19 protein-coding genes and 1 tRNA gene are annotated in these 20,075 nt (G+C 65.1%); 11 read left to right on the forward strand and 9 right to left on the reverse strand.

Features of this window, described 5'->3' with window-relative positions:
- Positions 1–2: 2 nt before the first annotated feature.
- Both SLG_RS18810 and SLG_RS18815 read right to left on the reverse strand, forming a co-directional pair.
- Entirely contained in the window at positions 3–188 is a 186-nt protein-coding gene (locus SLG_RS18810) for a DUF1328 domain-containing protein (protein WP_014078111.1), read from the reverse strand.
- Between the two features lie 154 nt (positions 189–342).
- Positions 343–1,410 carry a peptidylprolyl isomerase gene (locus SLG_RS18815; RefSeq protein WP_014078112.1) on the reverse strand — a complete coding sequence of 356 codons (1,068 nt, stop codon included), beginning with the start codon at positions 1,408–1,410 and terminating at the stop codon, positions 343–345.
- Positions 1,411–1,475: 65 nt separating this feature from the next.
- Here SLG_RS18815 and SLG_RS18820 point away from each other — a divergent pair.
- Positions 1,476–1,566, forward strand: a tRNA-Ser gene (locus SLG_RS18820).
- A 192-nt stretch (positions 1,567–1,758) separates the two neighbouring features.
- On the opposite strand, the gene SLG_RS18825 is transcribed toward SLG_RS18820, so the two are convergent.
- The 4 genes from SLG_RS18825 to SLG_RS21870 all read right to left on the reverse strand — a co-directional run bounded on the left by SLG_RS18825 (position 1,759) and on the right by SLG_RS21870 (position 5,496).
- Positions 1,759–2,967, reverse strand: coding sequence for a hypothetical protein (locus SLG_RS18825; protein WP_148276648.1), 1,209 nt, complete (start codon positions 2,965–2,967; stop codon positions 1,759–1,761).
- A gap of 229 nt (positions 2,968–3,196) precedes the next feature.
- Positions 3,197–3,382, reverse strand: a complete 186-nt coding sequence (locus tag SLG_RS18830) for a hypothetical protein (protein ID WP_014078114.1) — start codon at positions 3,380–3,382, stop codon at positions 3,197–3,199.
- A gap of 206 nt (positions 3,383–3,588) precedes the next feature.
- Positions 3,589–4,929, reverse strand: coding sequence for a spinster family MFS transporter (locus SLG_RS18835; protein WP_014078115.1), 1,341 nt, complete (start codon positions 4,927–4,929; stop codon positions 3,589–3,591).
- Positions 4,930–4,983: 54 nt separating this feature from the next.
- A complete protein-coding gene (locus SLG_RS21870; RefSeq protein ID WP_014078116.1) occupies positions 4,984–5,496 on the reverse strand; it encodes a nuclear transport factor 2 family protein in 513 nt (170 codons plus the stop codon).
- A 270-nt stretch (positions 5,497–5,766) separates the two neighbouring features.
- Between SLG_RS21870 and SLG_RS18845 the strand changes: the two genes are divergently transcribed.
- The 8 genes from SLG_RS18845 (at position 5,767) to SLG_RS18880 (ending at position 14,925) form a co-directional block, all read left to right on the forward strand.
- Positions 5,767–8,103, forward strand: coding sequence for a TonB-dependent receptor (locus SLG_RS18845; protein WP_014078117.1), 2,337 nt, complete (start codon positions 5,767–5,769; stop codon positions 8,101–8,103).
- An 89-nt stretch (positions 8,104–8,192) separates the two neighbouring features.
- Positions 8,193–8,924: a nuclear transport factor 2 family protein gene (locus tag SLG_RS18850; protein WP_014078118.1), complete on the forward strand. Its 732-nt coding sequence runs from the start codon at positions 8,193–8,195 to the stop codon at positions 8,922–8,924.
- A 38-nt stretch (positions 8,925–8,962) separates the two neighbouring features.
- Positions 8,963–9,760 (forward strand): SDR family NAD(P)-dependent oxidoreductase, encoded by a 798-nt coding sequence (locus tag SLG_RS18855; protein WP_014078119.1) that lies wholly within the window; start codon positions 8,963–8,965, stop codon positions 9,758–9,760.
- A gap of 113 nt (positions 9,761–9,873) precedes the next feature.
- Positions 9,874–11,445, forward strand: coding sequence for an FAD-binding oxidoreductase (locus tag SLG_RS18860; protein WP_014078120.1), 1,572 nt, complete (start codon positions 9,874–9,876; stop codon positions 11,443–11,445).
- On the forward strand, positions 11,442–11,831 hold the full coding sequence (locus tag SLG_RS18865; protein WP_014078121.1) for a c-type cytochrome: 390 nt from the start codon (positions 11,442–11,444) through the stop codon (positions 11,829–11,831). The genes SLG_RS18860 and SLG_RS18865 overlap by 4 nt, the downstream gene beginning before the upstream one ends.
- Positions 11,828–12,361, forward strand: coding sequence for a hypothetical protein (locus tag SLG_RS18870; protein ID WP_014078122.1), 534 nt, complete (start codon positions 11,828–11,830; stop codon positions 12,359–12,361). Before SLG_RS18865 ends, SLG_RS18870 begins: the two co-directional genes overlap by 4 nt.
- A 54-nt stretch (positions 12,362–12,415) precedes the next feature.
- Positions 12,416–13,447, forward strand: a complete 1,032-nt coding sequence (locus tag SLG_RS18875) for a LacI family DNA-binding transcriptional regulator (protein WP_014078123.1) — start codon at positions 12,416–12,418, stop codon at positions 13,445–13,447.
- Positions 13,444–14,925 carry an aldehyde dehydrogenase family protein gene (locus tag SLG_RS18880; protein ID WP_014078124.1) on the forward strand — a complete coding sequence of 494 codons (1,482 nt, stop codon included), beginning with the start codon at positions 13,444–13,446 and terminating at the stop codon, positions 14,923–14,925. Before SLG_RS18875 ends, SLG_RS18880 begins: the two co-directional genes overlap by 4 nt.
- 72 nt (positions 14,926–14,997) lie before the next feature.
- On the opposite strand, the gene SLG_RS18885 is transcribed toward SLG_RS18880, so the two are convergent.
- Positions 14,998–15,546: a YceD family protein gene (locus tag SLG_RS18885; protein ID WP_014078125.1), complete on the reverse strand. Its 549-nt coding sequence runs from the start codon at positions 15,544–15,546 to the stop codon at positions 14,998–15,000.
- Between the two features lie 3 nt (positions 15,547–15,549).
- Positions 15,550–16,065, reverse strand: a complete 516-nt coding sequence (locus tag SLG_RS18890) for a ubiquinol-cytochrome C chaperone family protein (RefSeq protein ID WP_014078126.1) — start codon at positions 16,063–16,065, stop codon at positions 15,550–15,552.
- Positions 16,066–16,219: 154 nt separating this feature from the next.
- Between SLG_RS18890 and SLG_RS18895 the strand changes: the two genes are divergently transcribed.
- Entirely contained in the window at positions 16,220–16,723 is a 504-nt protein-coding gene (locus tag SLG_RS18895; RefSeq protein WP_014078127.1) for an outer membrane protein assembly factor BamE, read from the forward strand.
- A gap of 120 nt (positions 16,724–16,843) precedes the next feature.
- Positions 16,844–17,608, forward strand: a complete 765-nt coding sequence (locus tag SLG_RS18900; RefSeq protein WP_014078128.1) for a hypothetical protein — start codon at positions 16,844–16,846, stop codon at positions 17,606–17,608.
- 42 nt (positions 17,609–17,650) lie between these two features.
- On the opposite strand, the gene SLG_RS18905 is transcribed toward SLG_RS18900, so the two are convergent.
- On the reverse strand, positions 17,651–19,924 hold the full coding sequence (locus SLG_RS18905; RefSeq protein ID WP_014078129.1) for an NADP-dependent malic enzyme: 2,274 nt from the start codon (positions 19,922–19,924) through the stop codon (positions 17,651–17,653).
- Positions 19,925–20,075: the final 151 nt, after the last annotated feature.

The following is a 20,075-nucleotide window of genomic DNA, read 5'->3' on the forward strand; positions in this document are numbered from 1 at the left end:
CCTTAATCGAGCCGCTTCGAAACGCTCCTGCCTGCCAGCAGGCCCAGAACGAGAAAGAGGACGAAAAGGGCAAGGCCCGCAAGGACGAGGATCTTGGCGATGCCGACAAAGGTTCCCGCGGCGCCGCTGAAGCCCAGCAGGGCTGCGATGCCGGCAATGATCAGACAGATAACGGCAAGCCGAATCATGATTTCATCCCTTCCGATGTTCACGTTTGCCAACGCGCCTGGGGGAGGGGCGGTTCCCATCGGGGCAGGCAGTGGACGGCCGCCAGTCCGCCCGACGGAGCCATGGGCCGGTCCGTCAGAGGACTGAACGAAGCGAAAGCGGCCGCTCGCGCGCTCAGGGTTTACGACGAGTCGGAACCGGCATGCTGCAGACGTCGGCGCCGCCTGCAGGCACCTCGAAGAAGGGATCGCTGCGATTGGCGCGCGTGTTCACATAGCGCGCGAAGCTCTCGCTTTCGGTGGACAGATATTGAAATGAAGGCCGCTCGCGAGCGGGGAGATCACTTCCAGTCCGGATGGAAAGGATGGGGACCTGCTGCGCCTCATGCTCATAGAAACCCAGCGGCCCGGTGCCGCGCGGCAGGGTCGAGAGCTGCTCGATCCCCTCGATCACGCGACCCACGACAGCCACGTTGCGATCCAGGTGGCGCGGGGCATGGCCGATCACGGCGTAGAGCTCCGCGCCCGTTCCCGTGTCCGGCGCCATGCCGCGACCGACGCCGACCGTGGCGTAGCAGTGCACTGGCCACATATGCTCACCATCCGAAGCAAGTGGCCAGCCCTCCCGGATCTCGACCCAGGGCGCGAAAGCATCCCGTTCGTGCCAGCCGTTGGGCGCCTTCTCCGTGCGCGAGCCGGCCATGGCGAGCTCGGCGATGCGCGCCGCTTCCTTCTGCTCCGAAGCCAGGCTCTCGCTGAAATCGGCCAGCCCGTCCGCGGCAATCGTCCGGGTCATGGCATCGGCGACGGCGTCCAGCGATGCCTCATAGTCGCTGCGGGGCACCGGCCGCACCGTGGCAGGCACCGCTCGTGCCCGCGCGGCATCTTCCGCATGCGGATCGCCCCATTGAACCACATAATTGTCCTGCACGCGGTTGATGACGGCCCCATCATACCAGCGCGCCAGCGCCAGCGTCCTGATATTGCTCACCCAGCCCTGGCTGAAAGGCGGGGGCAGGAGCTGAATGACCACGCGCCGCGGCTTCCCCTCGGCATCGGGCGCCAGTGTCATGACCAGCAGGTCGCTTGCCGGGATGTCGATCCAGTCGCGCTGCGGCGCGGCCTGCACGATTTCCGCGGGCGAAAGCGCCGGGCCCTGCGCCTGCACGGCAGCGGAGGGAGCGAGGGCCAGCAAACAGGCGAGGAACCGCGCGTGGGGAACATATTTCATCATGACGGACATGCCACAGCGCAGAACCTTGCGAAAGTCGCAATAGCCCGCTAGGGCGCCCGAACTCCAGGGCATGCGGAGCGGTGGCCGAGTGGTCGAAGGCGCTCGCCTGGAAAGTGAGTATGGGTCAAAAGCCCATCGAGGGTTCGAATCCCTCCCGCTCCGCCATTTCAGTCCGAGATGTACATTCAGTCGGGCAAACCCCGATTTTGATTCGAGGCTGCCCCACTTGGCTTTCTGCAGCTTGGCCCGCTGGCGGGTGAGCGCAAATGGTTACGGCGACTGCAGGCCCTTCAGCATGAATGCGCCGCGGGCAGCCTTGGCGAAGGTCCGGTAACCGCCTGGCACCATTGCTGTCGACTACGGCGCCTTGTTAGGCCGAAGCCTCTCGGCATATCCGGTCAGTTGTAGCGCTTGTCTGGGAGACAAAGTGCGCCTTACTTGCTCAATGATCGCGTCCGCTTCGCGTGCATCACCCGATGCGAACTGGCAGCGCGCCAGTTCAATCAACGCGCGCTGCCGCACGGAAAGATTGCCGAACGGATCGAAGAAGGAGTCTATGCGCAAGACATCCTGCACGCCCGTCCAGCTAAATCTGACATCGTCCGCCGTGGCCGCTGCGAGATGACGGAATTGCCGTGAGGCTTGCGCAAGCGTGATCCGACCTGTCAGCAACTCGTAGCGGATACGCAGGAGGTTCGCCTCGGGGCCTTGCTGCCGCGCCTGGAACCGGTCCAGCACATTTCCTACCCACCGCCAATTGACAATGCCGGTTTCGGCTTGGGCGCCAAGAAGGTTGAACGACAGGATTGCCGCCAGATGCTCCGTCGTGGTCGCTGCCTCGACAGCGTCATCGTCGGGTCGATCGTAGGCGGAGGCCTTCACCAGTTCGATCGCCGGATCATGTGAGAGGATGTCATCCAGATCTGGCTTGTGAAAATAACCCACGACGACCAGCACGGTCTTGCCTGGATGGGCGATGGCCGCTGCACGGATGCGTCTTGCCTGGAGGAATGTCCGGTAGAGATAGAGGCGGCGCGGCAGATCCAGGTCTGCCCGGGGCGCAGGGGTCGTAGCCCAGTGTACGACGGCCGCCAGATTCTGCGGATCCTCGGCAGCGAAGAAGTCACGGGTCAAGCTTGCGCGATCCGGGAAGGTCAGGAAACCCTGAAAGCCGCTGGGACGGCGTATTTCCAGCGGTGTATCGAGGTCCAGTCCGAAGCCCAGTTTCGCGTCCTCGACCGGCGGCATCCAGTCGATCGGGCAGAGGGTGGCCCGCGACGCCTTGGCATAAGGTAGGATGATCCCCTGCACCTCATAGGTATATTCGTAATAATCGCCGCGCGCAGCCTGTTCGGGCGGACGCTCGATGCAGATGGCATCGGGTTGCACCTGTTTCAGATAGGCCGCCAACATGCCGGGCTGATCGCGTTCGGAGACGAGTTGGGTGCCATGATCGACCCCCAGCACGATCACGCGCGCGCGCGGCGCATCAGACGGGGCGGAACGCGCCATCTGCAGGGGAAACAGAGCTGTCAGTGAAAAGAAACAGGCAATCAGAAAACGCAAGAATGTGACTCCGAGCTGAGAGACTGGCGCACCACGCAAATACGCATGAGCGACTATTGCAGGGCGGTCTGAATGGGTATCCCCGCGCTTCTGATGCAGCAAGCGCATCATTTTCTGTCCGGCCACGCCGCCGCAGCCTTACAGGGTCGGCAAGCGACGCGTGACATGCCGCCGGGTAGCTTCGGCCGCGTCGGGACATCCGAACAGGGTCGCTGCTTGCCTCGTGCCGTCACAGCTTCCGGCAGCGCCGCGCTTCTACCAGCGGGGGTTTCAGCGCAGCGCTACTGAGGAACAGCAGCAGGATGAGAGCCGCGCCGATCGTCGGCAACAGCATTGTCCTGGGCGAAGGGCGGGCGATCTCGGCGCGTGTGACATCGTCGGCCCTCCAGCCGCCCCGGTCGATCGCGTGCAGCATGGCTGATTCTTCATACGAAAATTACATATCGGACCTGCCCGTCTCCGATATCCAGGAGAGTCGGAAGGCTGTTCGAGCGCCTTAGGGCGGAGTGCAGCCAGCGACCCGGACGGGCGTCAGGAGCGTTCCGCTATCGAGGTGCGAGATCCACCACTGGATAGAAGGGAGGTGCGCGGACTTGGTCCCGGGCTGATCGCCCTTCGCCCCTAGATGATGTCATCCTTGAGCGTGCGCGATGCTTTCCAGTAGTGGAAGGCGGCCCAGAAGGCGAAGCAGGCGCAGATCACCATGGCGTAGCGGATGCCGAGCGTGCCGGCCGCCGCGCACTCGACCGCGGTCTGGGCCGTGCTGCCGTGGCATTGCGCGGCGTAATCGCCCGCGAACATCCGTGCCGCGAACGTATCGCTGAGGAAGCCGACGAAGAGCGGGCCGATGCCCATGCCGACGAGGTTCTGGAAGAAGATGATGATGGCGGAGGCCGTGCCGCGCATGCGCGGCTCGACCATGTTCTGTACCGCGCCGAAGGTGGGGGCGTAGAATGTGAAGGCCAGTGTCGCGCCAATGACGACGAGCGGCATGGCGGTCTGCCAGTTGGGCATGGAGAGGCCGATCATGTAGAGCGGCGCGGCGCATGCGAGGCAGATGGCCGGCAGCCAGGCATACCAGCGCTCGTCCCGCTTGCCCGCCCAATCCGCGCCCATGCCGCCGAGGAGCGTGCCGGTCCCGTTGGAGACGGCCGTGACGATCCCGAAGAGAAGGCCGGCCTGAGTCATGCTCATCTCGTAGGCCCGGCCAAAATACATCGGCAGGAACAGCAGGATGCCGAAATTCACGAAACTGGTGAGGCCGCACGCCATGCCCAGATGCAGGAATGTGCGCTTGGCCCGCAGGATGCGCAGCATCGCCATGAAGCGGGGCGCTTCACGCGCCATGCTGGCGGGATCGTCGAACCGGCCGCGGACCGGCTCCTTGACCGTCAGGATGAGCAGGGCGAGCAGCATACCCGGCGCGCCCACCATGAGGAAGGTGTTTCGCCAGCCGAATGTCTCGCCAAGCCACCCGCCGCCGAAGCCGCCGATGAGCGAGCCGAAGGAAGCGCCGAGCGCCACCACCGCCAGCGCCGTGGCCCTTTTGTTGCGCGGAAAGCGATCCGACACCATCGAGACGGTGCAGGGGCTGGCCGCCGACTCGCCGATGCCGACGCCGAGACGGAGCAGCAGCAGCTGCCAGTAATTGGCGGCATAAGCGCTCAGCATGGTCGTCAGCGACCAGATGGTGGTCGCGATGGCGAGCAGCGGGACACGCTTGCGCCGATCCGCCAGCCGGGCAACCGGGATCCCGGCCGTCGTGTAAAGTAACGCAAAGGCAAGCCCGGTGAGCAGCCCGAACTGCGCATCGCTGATGCCCAGATCGGCCTTGATGGCCGGCCCGAGCGCGGCCACGATCACGCGATCGATGAAGCAGGACAGAGCCACCAGCAGCAGGATGAACATCATCCAGTAGGGGTAAGGCTCCGGCTCCGCCCCAGCTGTTTCATCAACCTTCATCGACTCTCCCCTCCCGGACAATTCTGTGCGCCCTTGATTGAGCGATGGTCTGTTTCAGTCCTTCGTGCCGGGCATTCCCGGTCCGCGATCGACCAGCGCGGTCCCGGCACCCAGTGCCGTGTCCGTCCACATGCGGACGTCCAGATCGGCGATTCGCCAGCTCTTCCCGGCGGACCGAAACAGCGCATGCCATGTGCCCATGCGCCAGGATGCGCCGCGCGGCCAGTACTGCCGGTGGAATTCATGGCGGAAAATCATGCAGTAGGCCGCCACCCGGATGTCTTCTCCCTCACGGCTGAGGCAGGTGGCATTGAACTGGTGCTGGTGGCCATAGGTCTGCGTGGCCCGCTGGCCCATGCTGCCGCCGATGAAGGCCTTGATGCCTTCATGGCCTTCGAAGACGCCCGGGCTGCCGTCCCGCAAGGGGTGACGCAGGATGCCGTCTTCGGTGAAGCAATCGAGATAAGCCGCCAGATCGCCCGAATCGATCGCCCAGGAATAGCGGGCCATGCGATCGGCGATCATGAGCCGGTCGCGCACCGGGATGTCGTCGAAATCCTCGATCATAGCGCGCTTCCCGCGTCGCCAGCCAATATCCGCGTCGTTTTCATCGCGCTCAACACGTCCTCTCCTCCGATATCCTCGCCGGGTCCTCCGCTTCGTCGCGTGGCCCCTGCATGGGCAACGTTGAAGCAGAACGCGCGATGTATGTAAAGTTTGCATTATCACTTGCGCATTCTCGCGACATTGATGTATCGGATACATAAATCCGGCGAGGTCAACTCTCCGGGCGCCCTGTCTTGGACGGGGCGGGCACATCATAGGAGAGGAGAGAAAATGATCTGTCGGTCTTATCCGAAACGCCGCGCCATCCGGGGTGCCTCTTTGCTCGTGCTGAGTGCGCTCGCCACGGCAGCACATGGCCAGCAGGCTGAAACGCCAGCGCCGCAGGACGACAGCAATGCCGACATCGTGGTGACGGCGCAGTTCCGGTCCACCAACCTGCAGGACACGCCGCTGGCGATCACCGCGCTTACTGGCGAGCAGCTTGCCGATCGCAGCTTCAACAACATTGCCGACGTCGGCAGGGCCGCGCCGAGCGTTACCTTGCGCCTCGCCAGTTCGGGCTATGGCAAGTCCACCCAGGCCTATATCCGCGGCATCGGCCAGACCGATTTCAACTTCGCGCTCGAGCCGGCCGTGGGCTTCTATGTGGATGACGTCTACCACGCGTCGCTGTTCGGCACGTCCTTCGACCTGCTCGACCTCGAACGGATCGAGATTCTTCGCGGACCGCAGGGCACGTTGTTCGGGAAGAACTCGATCGGCGGCGCCGTCCGCCTGATTTCGCAGAAGCCCCGGGACCGCTTCGAAGCGTCCATCGAAGGCACTTACGGCAGTTACGACCGGATCGATCTTCGCGGCATGGTGAACATCCCGCTGGTTGCGGAGCAACTGGCCCTGCGCCTCTCCTTCGCATCCAAGGAACGCGATGGTTATGTCGACCGGGTCGACTTCGCCTGCGCCTATCCGGAGCTCGCGGGCAATCTCACCCCCACGGTCTCGCAGCATGGCAACAGCTGCAAGCTCGGCACGCTGGGCGGCGAGAGCGTTCGCGCGGGCCGGGCGGCCCTGCGCTGGACGCCATCATCGGACATCGAGGTCAATCTGGCGGCAGAGATCATCCGCGACAATTCGGAAGGCGCGGCGGACTCGCTCATCTACATCAATACCGCTGCGACCGCGCTGGTGAATCACAACAATAATCGGCTGATTCCCGCTTATGGCATCCCCTATGACGGGCGCTTCATCGTCGATCCCTATGTGTCCTTCGCGTCCTATGACAGCAAGTTCCTGGGGCGCGAAGTGCCGGCCGTGAACACGGTCCATTCCGAGAGCTATTCCGGCGACATCGCCTGGAACATCACCGAGAATGTCCAGTTCAAGTCGATTACCGCTTATCAGAAGTTCAATGGCCGCTTCACGCAGAATGCCAACAACGCGCCGCTGCCTGTCGCCCTGACCGACAATATCGCCGGCTTCGAGCAGTTTACGCAGGAATTCCGGGTCGTGGGCACGTCCTTCAATGACATGCTCGACTGGGCCGCCGGCGTGTTCTATTTCGAGGGCGACAGCAGCCTGGGCGGCGGCGCCTATCTGGCCGCCTCGAACATCGGGTTCGATCAGAACGACAGCACCCATGCGAAGAACCGCTCTGCCTTCGCGCATGGCACGCTGCACCTGACCGAGCAGTTCTCGCTCACCGCCGGCCTGCGCTACACCAAGGAATCCAAGTCCTATCGCTTCGACCGGGTGAACGTTCCGGCGGGCACGCCCTTCTTCGCCGGCGGCGCCTTCACGTCGCCCGAAGCCGAGATGGACCGGGTGGATTATAAGATCGGCCTCGATTACCAGCTTACCGACCGGGTGATGGTCTATGGCCAGTTCTCGACCGGCTTCAAGGGCGGCGGCATCAATCCGCGCCCCTTCACGCCGGCGGCCGCCGTGCCCTTTGGCCCCGAGACGCTGAACGCCTATGAAATCGGCCTCAAGAGCGACCTGTTCGACCGGCTGGTGCGGCTCAACCTGGCAGCCTATCACAGCGATTATTCGAACCTGCAGCTGAGTGCGAACGGCTTCGACAATAATGGCGCGCCGAGCATCGTCATCGCCAATGCCGGCAGTGCCCGCATCAACGGCGTGGAAGCCGAGATGGAAATCCGCCCGGCCCGCGGGCTCCAGATCGACATGTCGGCCAGCTATACCGACTTCAAGATCAAGGATCTGGGGGCGGCGGCCGGCGTATCGGGCGGACCGACGCTGGACAGCAAGGCGCCGGGCGTCCCGGAATGGAAGTATAATGCCGGCATCCAGTATCGCGCCGAACTGGGCAATGGCGGAAGCCTGACGCCGCGCTTCGACGTCTATTACCAGTCCCGGCTGTTCAACGAGTGGACCAACAATCCGCGCGCAGCGGAAGATGGCTATGCGCTCGCCAATGCCCGCCTGACCTACAATGCGCCGGACGAGGAATGGTATGCGGCGCTCTCGGTGACCAACCTCTTCGACCAGTTCTATTATGTGAACCGGTTCATCCAGTCGGGCACCTACATCTTCACCGGCCAGCCCAGCAGGCCGCGCGAATGGGCGGTGACGGTCGGCCGCCGCTTCTGATCTTCGCGCCGAGGGGATGCCATCGGGCAATCCCCTCGGCGGTTTCTTTGGGGCAATGACAGCCGCTGCGCTGCCAAGGTCAGGGAGGCATGGAATTGGCAGAGGAACTCTCGCTGGCCGGACTGGCCGAGGAAGTCGCCCGGCTGCAGCATCGGCTGGGCGTGATGGAAGACATCCAGGCCGTACGGACGCTCCAGTTCAAATATGGCTACTATATGGACAAGGGCCTCTATGACGAGGTCGTGGATCTGTTCGCGCAGGACGGGCAGTTGCACTTCATGGGCGGCATTTTCCGGGGCAAGGCCGGGCTGAGGCGCCTCTACTGCGATCGCCTGCGCAGCAATTTCACCGATGGAAACAATGGGCCGGTCTACGGCCTGCTTGCCGAGCATCTGCAATTGCAGGACATTGTCGACATCGCGCCGGATCGGCAAAGCGCCCGGGGCCGCTTCCGCGCCTTCATGCAGGGCGGCAGCCATGTGACGAAAGAGAAGATCAATCCGCGCCTGCCGCTGCAATGGTGGGAAGCCGGTGTCTATGAGAACAGCTATGTGAAGGAAGACGGCGTCTGGAAGATCGCCGTGCTCGATTATCACATGTTCTGGCAGGCGGATTATGAAACGGGCTGGGCGCACAGCAAGCCCTATGCCGGCCATTTCTTCCAGAAAGTGTTTCCGGACGACCCGGGCGGGCCCGATGAACTCACTGACCGGGAGCCGAATTTCTGGCCGGAAACGCCGATCGTCGACTTTCATTATCCGCATCCGGTCAGCGGAGAGACCTGGTCGGGAGATCGGCCCGACGGACGGCGGCCGCGCTGAGCGCGCGTACCGCCGGAGCATAGACAAGGAGACGGACGATGCCAGCGCTTGCCGGTGAAATTGCGATCGTGACAGGCGCGGGGCGGGGTTTCGGCCGCGCCATCGCGGAACGACTGGCGAGCGAAGGCGCGGCCGTCGCGTTGATCGCGCGCAACAAGGCACAGCTTGACGAAGCCGTTGCCGGCATTCGACAGGCCGGCGGCGAGGCCATCGCGCTTTGTGCGGACGTGACCGATCCGGCGGATGTCGACCGGGCGGTGTCACAGGTCGAAGCAGAGCTCGGCGCCCCGACGATCCTCATCAACAACGCGGGCGTGCCCGGCCCTATCGGCCCCATCTGGGAGCTGGACATGGATGCCTGGTGGGCGGCTCAGCAGGTCCATATCCGCGCGCCCATGCTGTTCCTGCGGCGCCTCCTGCCGAGCATGGTCGAGCGCGACCGGGGCCGGATCGTCATTGTCTCGGCGATCGCCGCGCGGAAGGTGGCGCCCTATCTCAGTGCCTATTGCACGGGAAAGATTGCGCAGAACCGGATCGTGGAGGAAGCCGCGGCCGAGCTTGCGGATACAGGCGTGAAGATTTTCGCGATCGACCCGGGCTTTGTCTTCACCTCGCTCGCCCGCGACACCATGAACGCCCCCGCGGCGCAGAAGTGGCTCCCCGGCATGGTCGCTCGCCTCAAGGAAGTGTCCGACGGCTCCGAGACGGCCGCCGGGCTGGCGCGCTGCGCGCAGCGCTGTCTCGATCTGGTCTCCGGCCGCTATGATTCGCTGTCCGGTCGCTATCTGGAAATCCCCGATGATCTCGATGCGATTGTTGCATCCCTCCCCGCGTAGAAACCTCGATAATGTATCTTTTACATTTATCCGGCCGGTAATCGCTGTTTGCTATGTAATCCTTGCATTATAAACAGCCTGCCGATATGCAGGGGCATAGCAGGGAGAGAGTGATGTCCGAGCTGTTTCCGCCCAATCTAGATGCCCCCCGTTTTTCCCGCGCCCTGAAAGCCTTTGCGGGCGTCGTCGGATCGCAATGGGTCCTTTCAAGCGAGGAAGACCGCGCCAGCTATGTCGATCCCTATGCGCTTGGCGACGGGTTGAACCATGCGGCGTCTGCCGCGATCGCGCCGGCCAGCGCCGAGGAAGTGCAGGCGCTGGTTCGTCTCGCCAATGAGCACAAGGTCCCGCTATGGCCGACGGCACGCGGCAAGAATCTCGGCTATGGCTGGGCCGCGCCGGCGATGCCGGGCACGGTCGTGCTCGATCTTGGCCGGATGGACCGCATCCTCGATGTCGACGTGAAGTTCGGCCATTGCCTCGTCGAGCCGGGCGTGGGCTTCTACGATCTCTACAACTTCCTGCGTGAGAACGACATTCCTCTCTGGATGTCGTTGCCGGGCAATGCCTGGGGCAGCGTGATGGGCAATGCCCTGGAGCGCGGCCTGGGCTACACGCCCTATGGCGATCACGCCGCCAAGATCTGCGGCATGGAGGTCGTGACGCCAACCGGCGATCTGATGCGCACCGGCATGGGCGCGATGGCCGGCAGCAAGACCTGGCAGTCCTATCAGCATGGCTTCGGCCCCTCCTGGGATCAGGCCTTCGTCCAGTCCAATTTCGGCGTCGTCACGAAAATGGGCCTGTGGCTGATGCCCGAGCCGGAAATGACGCTGCGCGCGAAGATCGAGTTGCCGCAGGCCGACGACATCGGATGGGCGATCGATGAACTGCACCAGCTCCGCCTCAACAATGTCGTCGATCACAATTTCGTGTTCGGCAACTATCTGCACGACGCGGCCGTGCTGTCCCAACGCAGCGAATGGTATGATGGCAAGGGTGCGCTTCCCGATGCCATCGCCGACAAGATGATGAAGCATTACGACATCGGCTGGTGGCGTTTCTCGCTCGGCATTTACGGGCATGAAGGCATTGTGCGCGCCAAGGAACAGCTCATTCGCAAGGCACTCGAGCCGCATCTGGGCAAGCCGATCGAGTTCGAGGAATGGCATCGGGGCGAGCCGCTCGACCGGGCTGCGGCGCGCGCGCCCAGCGCCACGGCCCTGCAGATCGTCAACTGGTGGGGCGGCCGGGGCGGTCATATGGGCTTCTCGCCCGTCATGCCGCCCGACGGCGCCCTCGCCCGCAAGACGTTCCGCGCGATGAAGGCGCGTTTCGAGGAGCACGGCCTCGATTATTACACCTCCTTCACCATGGGGCATCGCCACATCAACAATGTGAACATCCTGCTCTATGATCGGGACGACGCTGATATGGTGTCGCGCGCCCGCAAGCTGTTCCATACCCTCATCGGCGATGCCAAGGCGGCCGGCTTCGGCGAATATCGCACGCATCTCGACTTCATGGACCCGGTTTCGAAAAGCTTCGATTTCAATGGCGGCGCGCTGGGCCGCTTCAACGAGACCGTGAAGAACGCCATCGATCCCAATGGCATCATCGCGCCGGGCAAGAACGGCATCTGGCCGGCCCCCTACAAGACGATCGGCACGGGAGACCCGGCATGAAGGCTCTGGGCATGACCATCGTGGCGGCATTGATCGCCGCTGGTGCCGCCGCGGGCAGCTTGGCTTCCCCGGATCAGGCCATGGTTGCTCCTGTCGCCGCCCCGGCGCCTGCCGGGCTGGATGGCAGGGGACTGTTCCTCAAGCATTGCGGCTATTGCCACCTGCCCGGAGGCACGGGCAGCATTCAGCTCGAACGGCGCTGGGGCAAGGCGCGTGCGCTCCTTGCCGAACGGACCGACCTTCCTGCCGAATATGTGAAGGGCGTGGCGCGGCAGGGCATCTTCAGCATGCCGCCCATCACGCGTGTCGAAGTGACGGACGATGAGCTCGACAAGCTCGCGGCCTATCTCGCCACGGCCGACAAGACCAAGGCGCATGTGCGATGATCCGGCGCGACCTTCTCAAGCTCGGCAGCCTCGCAACCGCTGGCCTTGCCTTCCCTGCCCCACTCTTCGCGGCAGTCGATGACGCGCAGGCCATGTCCGTCATCGTCGATCCCCGCTTCAAGGCCGCCCTTGCCTTCGCGGATGCCGCCCGTGGGAGCGGCGCGCGCGTATTTGCCAGCGAGGGCGATCTCGTGAGCGTCTGGCATGGGCCTTTGCGCGGTGCGTCGCCCGCCGGCCTGCGGGGTCTGACGGGCTATGGCGACATGGTCGTGGCGGGCGGTCTTGCCGCTGCCGCCCGACGACCATTCAGCTTTCGCATGTCGCATCATGTTGCGCAGGGTGAACAGTCGCACCGGCAATCCATTGGTTCACCGGCCCAGGCCGACGTGCTTCAGGCTGCGGGCGAGCAATGGCCGCTCGCGCTCTGGAGCCTGATGTCGGCCGGTTCGGGCGCCCCCGGCAATGTGCGGGCTCGGCGAACCGAAGCCGCCGGACGCGAGGGGACCTTGTGGTCCTGGGCCATTGCCTAAGCGACGTGGATCGCCCAAGCTGAGGGCATATTGATTTTGAGGGCGGCGAACTAAATGACGAATATGTCGAGCGAAGGACCTGTCCGCCGCCGGGCGGGAGCGACCCTTGCCGACGTCGCCAGAGCCGCGCGGGTTTCGACCGCCACAGTGTCGCGCGCACTCAATACGCCCGACCTGCTTACCAAGGAGACGCTGGGCCGCGTCCATGCCGCGATTGCCGAGACGGGCTATATTCCGTCCCTCACGACCGGCACGGTCATCACCAATCGCAGCCGGCTGATCGCCATCATGGCCCCGCCCACGCCGCTCGAACTGTTCGATACCACGGTCAGGGCCGCGGTCGCCGCGCTCGATGATGGGGGCTACCAGACCCTGCTTGGCATTTACGAGCGAAACGCGACCCGCGAGAAGATCGTGACCCAGATCCTCAGCCGGCGCCCCGGCGGGCTCATCCTCATCGGCCTGCCGATGTCGCCTGACGTCCGCGCCTTGCTGGTGGAATCCAATCTGCCGATCGTGGAGACCTGGGAGACGCCCATCACGCCCATCGATATGGTCGCGGGCATTTCCCATCATGACATCGGGATCGAGGTGGGCAATTTCCTGCTCCGCAAGGGCTATCAGCGGCCGATGATCTTCTCGACCGACAGCAGCCGTGGCCATATCCGGCGCTACGGGATCTCACGGGTGCTGATGGAAGCCGGCCGCCCGGAACCCAGGAGCATCGACCACACCCTGCCGGGCACGATCGGCGAAGGTCGGCGCAGCTTCGCCCGCATCTGGGAAGCCGGCGAGCGGCCGGACGTGATCGTCTGCTCCTCCGACTGGCTTGCGCAGGGCATCCTCATAGAAGCCTCGGTGCGTGGTGTGCGGGTGCCGGAGGATGTAGCGGTGGTCGGCTTTGGCGATTTCGATTTCGCGCGGGAACTGGAGCCTTCCCTGACCTCGGTCCGCATCGATGGCGCGGAAATGGGGCGGCAGGCCGCCACCCTCATGCTCCAGGCCTTGTCCAGGAGCCAGCGCGAGCGCGCCAAGGCGCCCCGCGTCGACATCGGCTTCACGCTCGTTGAGCGCCGCAGCACATGAGCGAGCCCACCGCGCCGCCGCCCGAAGTGCTGCGCTTCCTCGATGCCTCGCATGGCCTGCTGATCGACGGCGCCTGGCAACCGGCCGCGAGCGGCGAAACGCTGCCCGTGGAGGACCCCGCCACCGGCCGGACGATCGGCAGCATCGCGGCCGGCGGCGCGGCGGACGTCGACAATGCCGTTCGCGCTGCCGGGCACGCGCTCCGCGCGCCCTCCTGGCGCGCCATGCCGCCGGGCGAGCGGACGCGCTTGCTCTGGAGGCTCGCCGATCTCGTCGAGCGCGATCGAGAGGCGCTCGCGTTCCTGGAAAGCCTCGACAACGGGATGCCGCTCTCCCTCGCCCGGTTCAGCGTCGGCGGCGCGATATCGGGGCTACGCTATAATGCCGGCTGGGCAGGCAAGATATCGGGCGAAACGCCGACCGTCTCCGCGCCCGATCATCACGCTTACACCGTGTACGAGCCGGTGGGCGTGGTTGGCGCGATCATCCCCTGGAATCTTCCCCTGACGATGGCCGCGAACAAGATCGGCCCGGCGATCGCGGCGGGCTGCACCATCGTGCTGAAGCCTGCCGAGCTGACATCGCTTTCCGCGCTCTGGCTCGGCCAGCTCGTTCTGGAAGCGGGCTTCCCCGCCGGGGTCATCAATATCGTCACGGGGCTGGGCTCGCAGGCAGGCGCCGCGCTGGCGGCCCATCCACGCGTCTCCAAGATCAGTTTCACCGGCTCGACGGCGACCGGGCAGGCCATTGCCGCCGCTGCCCTGCCGACGCTCAAGCGCGTCACGCTCGAACTGGGCGGCAAGTCGCCCGTCTTCATCTTCCCGGACGCCGATCTCGATGCGGCGGCGCTGGGCGCGGCGAACGGCATCTTCCTCAATTCCGGCCAGGTCTGTGTCGCGGGCTCCCGACTGTACGCCCATCGCGGAGTGTTCGATCGCGTCGTGGAGTCAGTCGCGGCGCATGCCGGGGCGCTGCGTGTCGGGCCGGGGACCGCGGAAGGCACGCAAATCGGTCCGCTTGTGTCGGGCGGGCAGAAGCAACGCGTCGAGGGCTTCCTCGCGCAGGCGGCGACCGATGGCTGCACGGTGGTGGCGGGTGGTGATCTGGCCGATCCGGCAGGGCATTTTGTCCGCCCGACCGTACTCGCGGGCGCCGAACCGCATATGAGCGTGTATCGCGAGGAAATCTTCGGCCCCGTGCTGACGGTCATGCCGTTCGAGGCAGATGACCTCGATCTGATCGCCGCGCGCGCGAACGATACGCGCTATGGCCTGTCCGCGAACATCTGGACACGCGACATTTCCCGGGCACACAGGCTGGCCCGGCTGATCGACGCCGGGACCATAAGAGTGAACGGCGCCGGCATCGATCATGCCCTGCCGTTCGGGGGCTTCAAGCAATCGGGCTGGGGACGCGAGAACGGACGAGAGGGTATTCTCGCTCATATGGAGCTCAAGTCCGTATCCATTCGCCTGTGACGGCGGCAGGGCCGAGGCCTTGCGGTGGTCCCGACGTCGGGTTGCGCGCTGATGTCGAGCTCTGCGGCCCGCTCAGCGCTTCCCGCCGCCTTTCCCTGACAGCACGTCCCTGAACGCCGCAGCAAGCGAGCCGGCCTCATCCTCGCGGAGCACGCCAAGGGCCCGCAGCACCTCGTCGGCGCCCGCGGCCCGGGGATAGGGATCGAGATTGAGCGCGAGCGTCTGCGCCGCTGCTTCGCCGAGGTCGATTCTCTCGTCCTCCAGCGGCAGCAGGTCGCAATCCTCGTCGCGCAGCTCGATCTCGTCTTCCTCCGACTCCGCTGTCTCGAGATCCCGCACGAAGCGAATGACGAAAGGCGCATCCAGATGCGCCGGGACATCCTCGTCCGTGGCGACGCAGGCCTGCACCAGATCCGCCGTCACGGTCCCGTCGATGCGGTAACCATTCGCTTCCGGCGAAATCCGCGCGGATGCCTCCAGGCGATCGAGCCTCCGCAACCCGAAGCGCCCCGCGAGCGCGGCGCGCTCCTGGTCCGTGGCGCTGATGACATGTTCGCGCGTCCCCTCGCCTATTTCGTTGGCGCGGACGATACGGGAAAATTCGGGCGGCCGCTCCGGCATGGTTCAGCCCCGCAACCGGCCGGAAAGAAGCGCGTCGCGATCCTGCCCCGACAAGCGCCCGAAAAGCGCCCGCAATTCTCCCTCGAGATACGCAAGCGCTTCCGGCGCCGGCGCATTGCCGCGATAGAGATTTCTCACCAGCGCCTCCGAAAGGGGCGCCTCGCCGGCCAGACCCGCCCGATAGGCCGCCAGCCGGCCGCCAAGCGCCCCCACCATATGGCCCACCTGTTTGCCGACGACGACATCCCCGAAGCCGATCTGGCGAATCTGGGCATCCATGTCGTCGATGAAAAGCTCCGTCAGCCTGGCGGATTCGCCTTTCGCATCCAGCGCTTCGAGCCGAAGCAGCACCAGCGAGAGCACCGCCGCCACCATGTCGAACCGGCCGTCCAGCGAATCGGCCACGCCGCCGCGCTCATACCAGTGCGGTTCACGGGCCGTGGCGACGATCATCGCATAAAGGGGTCGCAGCGCCGCGCGATCATCCTTGCGAGCGAAAAGAGATGACAAAAGACTCATGTGCGGTTCAGCTTTGCGCAGCCAGGGAAAGTTCAGGATGGATCATGATGGCGGGTCTCCACCATCGGACAGTTGCATATTGATTGCAGAGGCTGGCAATGCAATGGGCGGCGAGGCCCGCCGGGCGCATTTTCGAGAAGGACACGAGCGGACGATGAACATGCAGCGAGGGATGAAGCGACCGCTCCTTGTGGCGAGCGTGGCGGCGATCCTGCTGCTCGCGGGCGGCTGCACCCGGATCCGGGCGCACCAGGGCTATCTTGTCGACCAGCTCATCGTCGATTCCGTGTTGCCCGGCGTGGACAACAAGGCCTCCGTGGAAGGCGCGCTTGGCCGGCCCACCTTCGTCTCGCAGTTCGGGCCGGAGCGCTGGTACTATGTGGCGCGCGATACGCGGGCGCTCGCCTTCAGTTCGCCGCGCCCGACGGAGCAGTTGCTCATCACTGTCCAGTTCGATGGTCAAGGCAACGTCGCCACGATCGATCGCAACGCAACGCTCGATCAGATCGCCAATCTGTCCCCCGTCGGCGCCAAGACGCCGACGCTGGGCCGGAAGCGGAGCCTCCTCGACGAGATTTTCGGCAATATCGGCGCGGTGGGTGCGGGCGGCATGGGCGGCGGCGGCGCGCCGACGGGCCCAGGCCCCAACGGCGGCTGACATCGTCGATCGTCCCGGTGATTTCCGGGACGCTTTCGGCTCGAAGGGCGCCGCGCATGTGGTTTTCCTTGCAATCGACCCGTTGTTGACTTCATGATGGGCAATTGAGGGAGAGCCGCGATGCAGCATTTCGGCGATCTGCAGCCCCTGGGGCGGCCGGATTTCTTTGCCGAGCAGGCGCCGGTCGGCAGATACAGCGCCAGGCGGAGCCGCTGGCGGTTCGCGGTGGGATCGCTTGAAGTCGGCTTCGACCGGGCAAGCGAAACCATCGATGCCGAAACGCCGCGACAACAGGCCGGGCCGCGTCTGGACTTCGCCCAGCGCCTCATGATCCTTGTCGGAACGATAAGCTGTGCCGCCCTCCTACTGGCGCTGGCCGGATGGATGTGGTCGAAGCGCGGCTCGTCCATCATGGGCGGGGAAACCGTCTCGGCTGCGATCATCGATCGCGAGGACGCTGCAGCGCCGGCGAGGCCGGACGAAACGCCCGTCGTGATCCCCACGAAGGCGGTACCGACCCGGCTGACCGCCGTCATCGAGCGGCAGGCGGCTGCCCCGGCGGTGGCACCCACGAAGCGCGCGTCCGTGGCCATCGCGCAGGGCGAGGCCATTGCCCCCAAGGCGGCCGCTATAGGTCCGGCGTCCGCGCCCGACGAAGCGATCGTCGCCTCAGGCAATTATCTGCTCATCCCGAGCGTGGCCCATGCGCTTTCCACTGCCATGGCCAGTGGGGAAGCGCAGAACTGGGTCGCCGGCAACTATCATGGCCTCGTCGTCGTCGGCGACGCGGAGCTCAAGGACAGCAAGCGCTGCCGGCAAGGCACCGTGTTGCTGCGCGATGGGTCGCTTCAGGGCCGGACCCAGCGGTTCGAGCGCTGCCTCTGAGCTGGCGCGCGGCCGGATCGCCGGCCGGACGCGGCGGTCGGTTCAGCGCGCGATGCCGCCGGCAGCGAGCACGGCAAGCGTCACCAGTTCCGAGGCGGTCGACGCCATGGCGGCAATCTGCACCGGCTGGCCCATGCCGATGAGCATGGGGCCGATCACGGAGTCCCCGCCCAGTTCCCGCAGCAGCTTGGCGGAAAGATTGGCCGACTGGAGCCCCGGCATCACCAGCACGTTGGCCGGCCCGGACAGGCGGCTGAAGGGATAGCTCTGCATGACGCGCGCATTAAGCGCCACGTCCGGTGCCATCTCCCCCTCATATTCGAAATCGACGTTGCGCTGGTCGAGCAGGCCGACTGCCTCGCGAATATTGTCGAGCCAGTTGCCGGGCGGATTGCCGAAGGTCGAATAGGAAAGGAAGGCGACGCGCGGCTCATGGCCCATCCGACGGGCGACGGCGGCGGTGCCAATGGCGATATCGGCAAGCTCGGCGGCGCCGGGACGCTCGTTGACGGTGGTGTCGGCCATGAACACCGTGTGACTGCGGCCGACAAGGACATGGATGCCGAAGCAGGTGCGATCCGGCGCTGGATCGATGACCCGGCGCAATTCGCGCATGGTCTGGGCATAAGTGCGGGTGACGCCGGTGATCATCGCGTCCGCCTCGCCCATCTTGAGCAGCAGCGCGCCGAAGATGTTGCGATCGCGATTGACCATCCGCTCGCAGTCGCGCCGCAGATAGCCGCGCCGCTGGAGGCGCTCGTAAAGCGCGTCGACCATTTTCGGCACGAGCGGCGAATTCACGCTGTTGTAGAGCTCGAAGCTTTCCGGGTCGCGGACGCCCAATTCCCTCAGCTTCTCATAGACGTCCTGACGGCCGACCAGCACCGGAATGCCATAGCCGCCGTCCCGGAACTGGATCGCCGCGCGCAGGACGACTTCCTCCTCGGCTTCCGCGAAGAGAACGCGCTTGGGCGCGGCACGCGCGCCTTCATAAGCGAGCGTCAGGACCGAGGTGGTGGGATTGAGCCGGGCGCGCAGGGTCTGCCGATAGGCGGCCATGTCCTCGATCGGCTGCTGCGCCACGCCCGATTCCATCGCGGCCTGCGCGACGGCGGCCGGCACCACTTCCATCAGACGGGGATCGAAGGGCGCGGGAATGATATAGTCCGCGCCGAAGCTGTGCGACTTGCCATAGGCCAGCGCGACTTCCTCCGGCACCTGCTCGCGCGCGAGCGAAGCGATGGCCTGCGCCGCGGCGATCTTCATCGCCTCGTTGATCGCCGTGGCCCGCACGTCGAGCGCGCCGCGAAAGATAAAGGGGAAGCCGAGGACATTGTTGACCTGGTTCGGATAGTCCGACCGGCCCGTCGCCACGATGGCATCGGGCCGCGCCGCCTTTGCGACGGGCGGCAGGATTTCCGGATCCGGATTGGCCATCGCGAAAATGATCGGCCGGGCGTTCATCTCGCCGATCCACTCGGGCCTGAGCGCATCCTTGGCGGAGAGCCCGAGGAAGATGTCCGCGCCCTTGAGCGCCTCATGCAGCGTCCGCGCCTCCGTGCGCACCGCATGGGCGGACTTGAACTGGTCCATGCCGTGCGTGCGCCCCTGATAGATCACGCCTTCGCGATCACACATGGTGACATTGTCATGCGGCACGCCCAGTGCCTTGATGAGTTCGGTGCAGGCGATGGCGGCAGCGCCGGCGCCATTCACGACGACGCGGGCCTCGCTGATGTCGCGTCCGGTCAGGTGGCAGGCATTGATGAGCCCGGCGGCGCAGATGATGGCCGTGCCGTGCTGATCGTCATGCATGACCGGAATGTTCATCCGCTCCTTGAGCGCCGCCTCGATCATGAAGCATTCGGGCGCCTTGATGTCTTCGAGGTTGATGCCGCCGAAGCTGGGCTCGAGCAGCGCCACCGCGTCGATGAAGGCCTGCGGGTCTTCGGTGTCCACCTCGAGGTCGATGGCGTCCACGTCCGCGAAGCGCTTGAACAGGACGGCCTTGCCTTCCATCACCGGTTTTGACGCCAGCGCTCCGAGATTGCCCAGGCCCAGGATCGCCGTGCCGTTCGAGATGACCGCGACGAGATTGCCCCGCGCGGTGTAATCATAGGCCGTCTGCGGATTTTCGGCGATCTCCCGCACGGGAACCGCCACGCCCGGCGAATAGGCCAGCGCGAGGTCGCGCTGCGTGGCCATGGGCTTGGAAGCGATGATCTCGATCTTCCCGGGCCGGCCGGCCGAATGAAAGAGAAGCGCCTCGCGCTCCGAGAATTCGATGGTCGTCTTGTCGCTGGTCGTATCTGTCATGGGAGTGGGGCCCTTCGATCAAGTCTGCCCTAGCGACAATCCGATCCGATCGACAAGGGGTGCGGACATGATTTCCGTCGCGGCAGGCGCCTTTTCGCCATCCGCATGCGCTGCTAACGCAATGCGCGTGACCAATCATGCCATTCCCGGG

The organism is Sphingobium sp. SYK-6 (assembly GCF_000283515.1).
Lineage (GTDB): Bacteria > Pseudomonadota > Alphaproteobacteria > Sphingomonadales > Sphingomonadaceae > Sphingobium > Sphingobium lignivorans.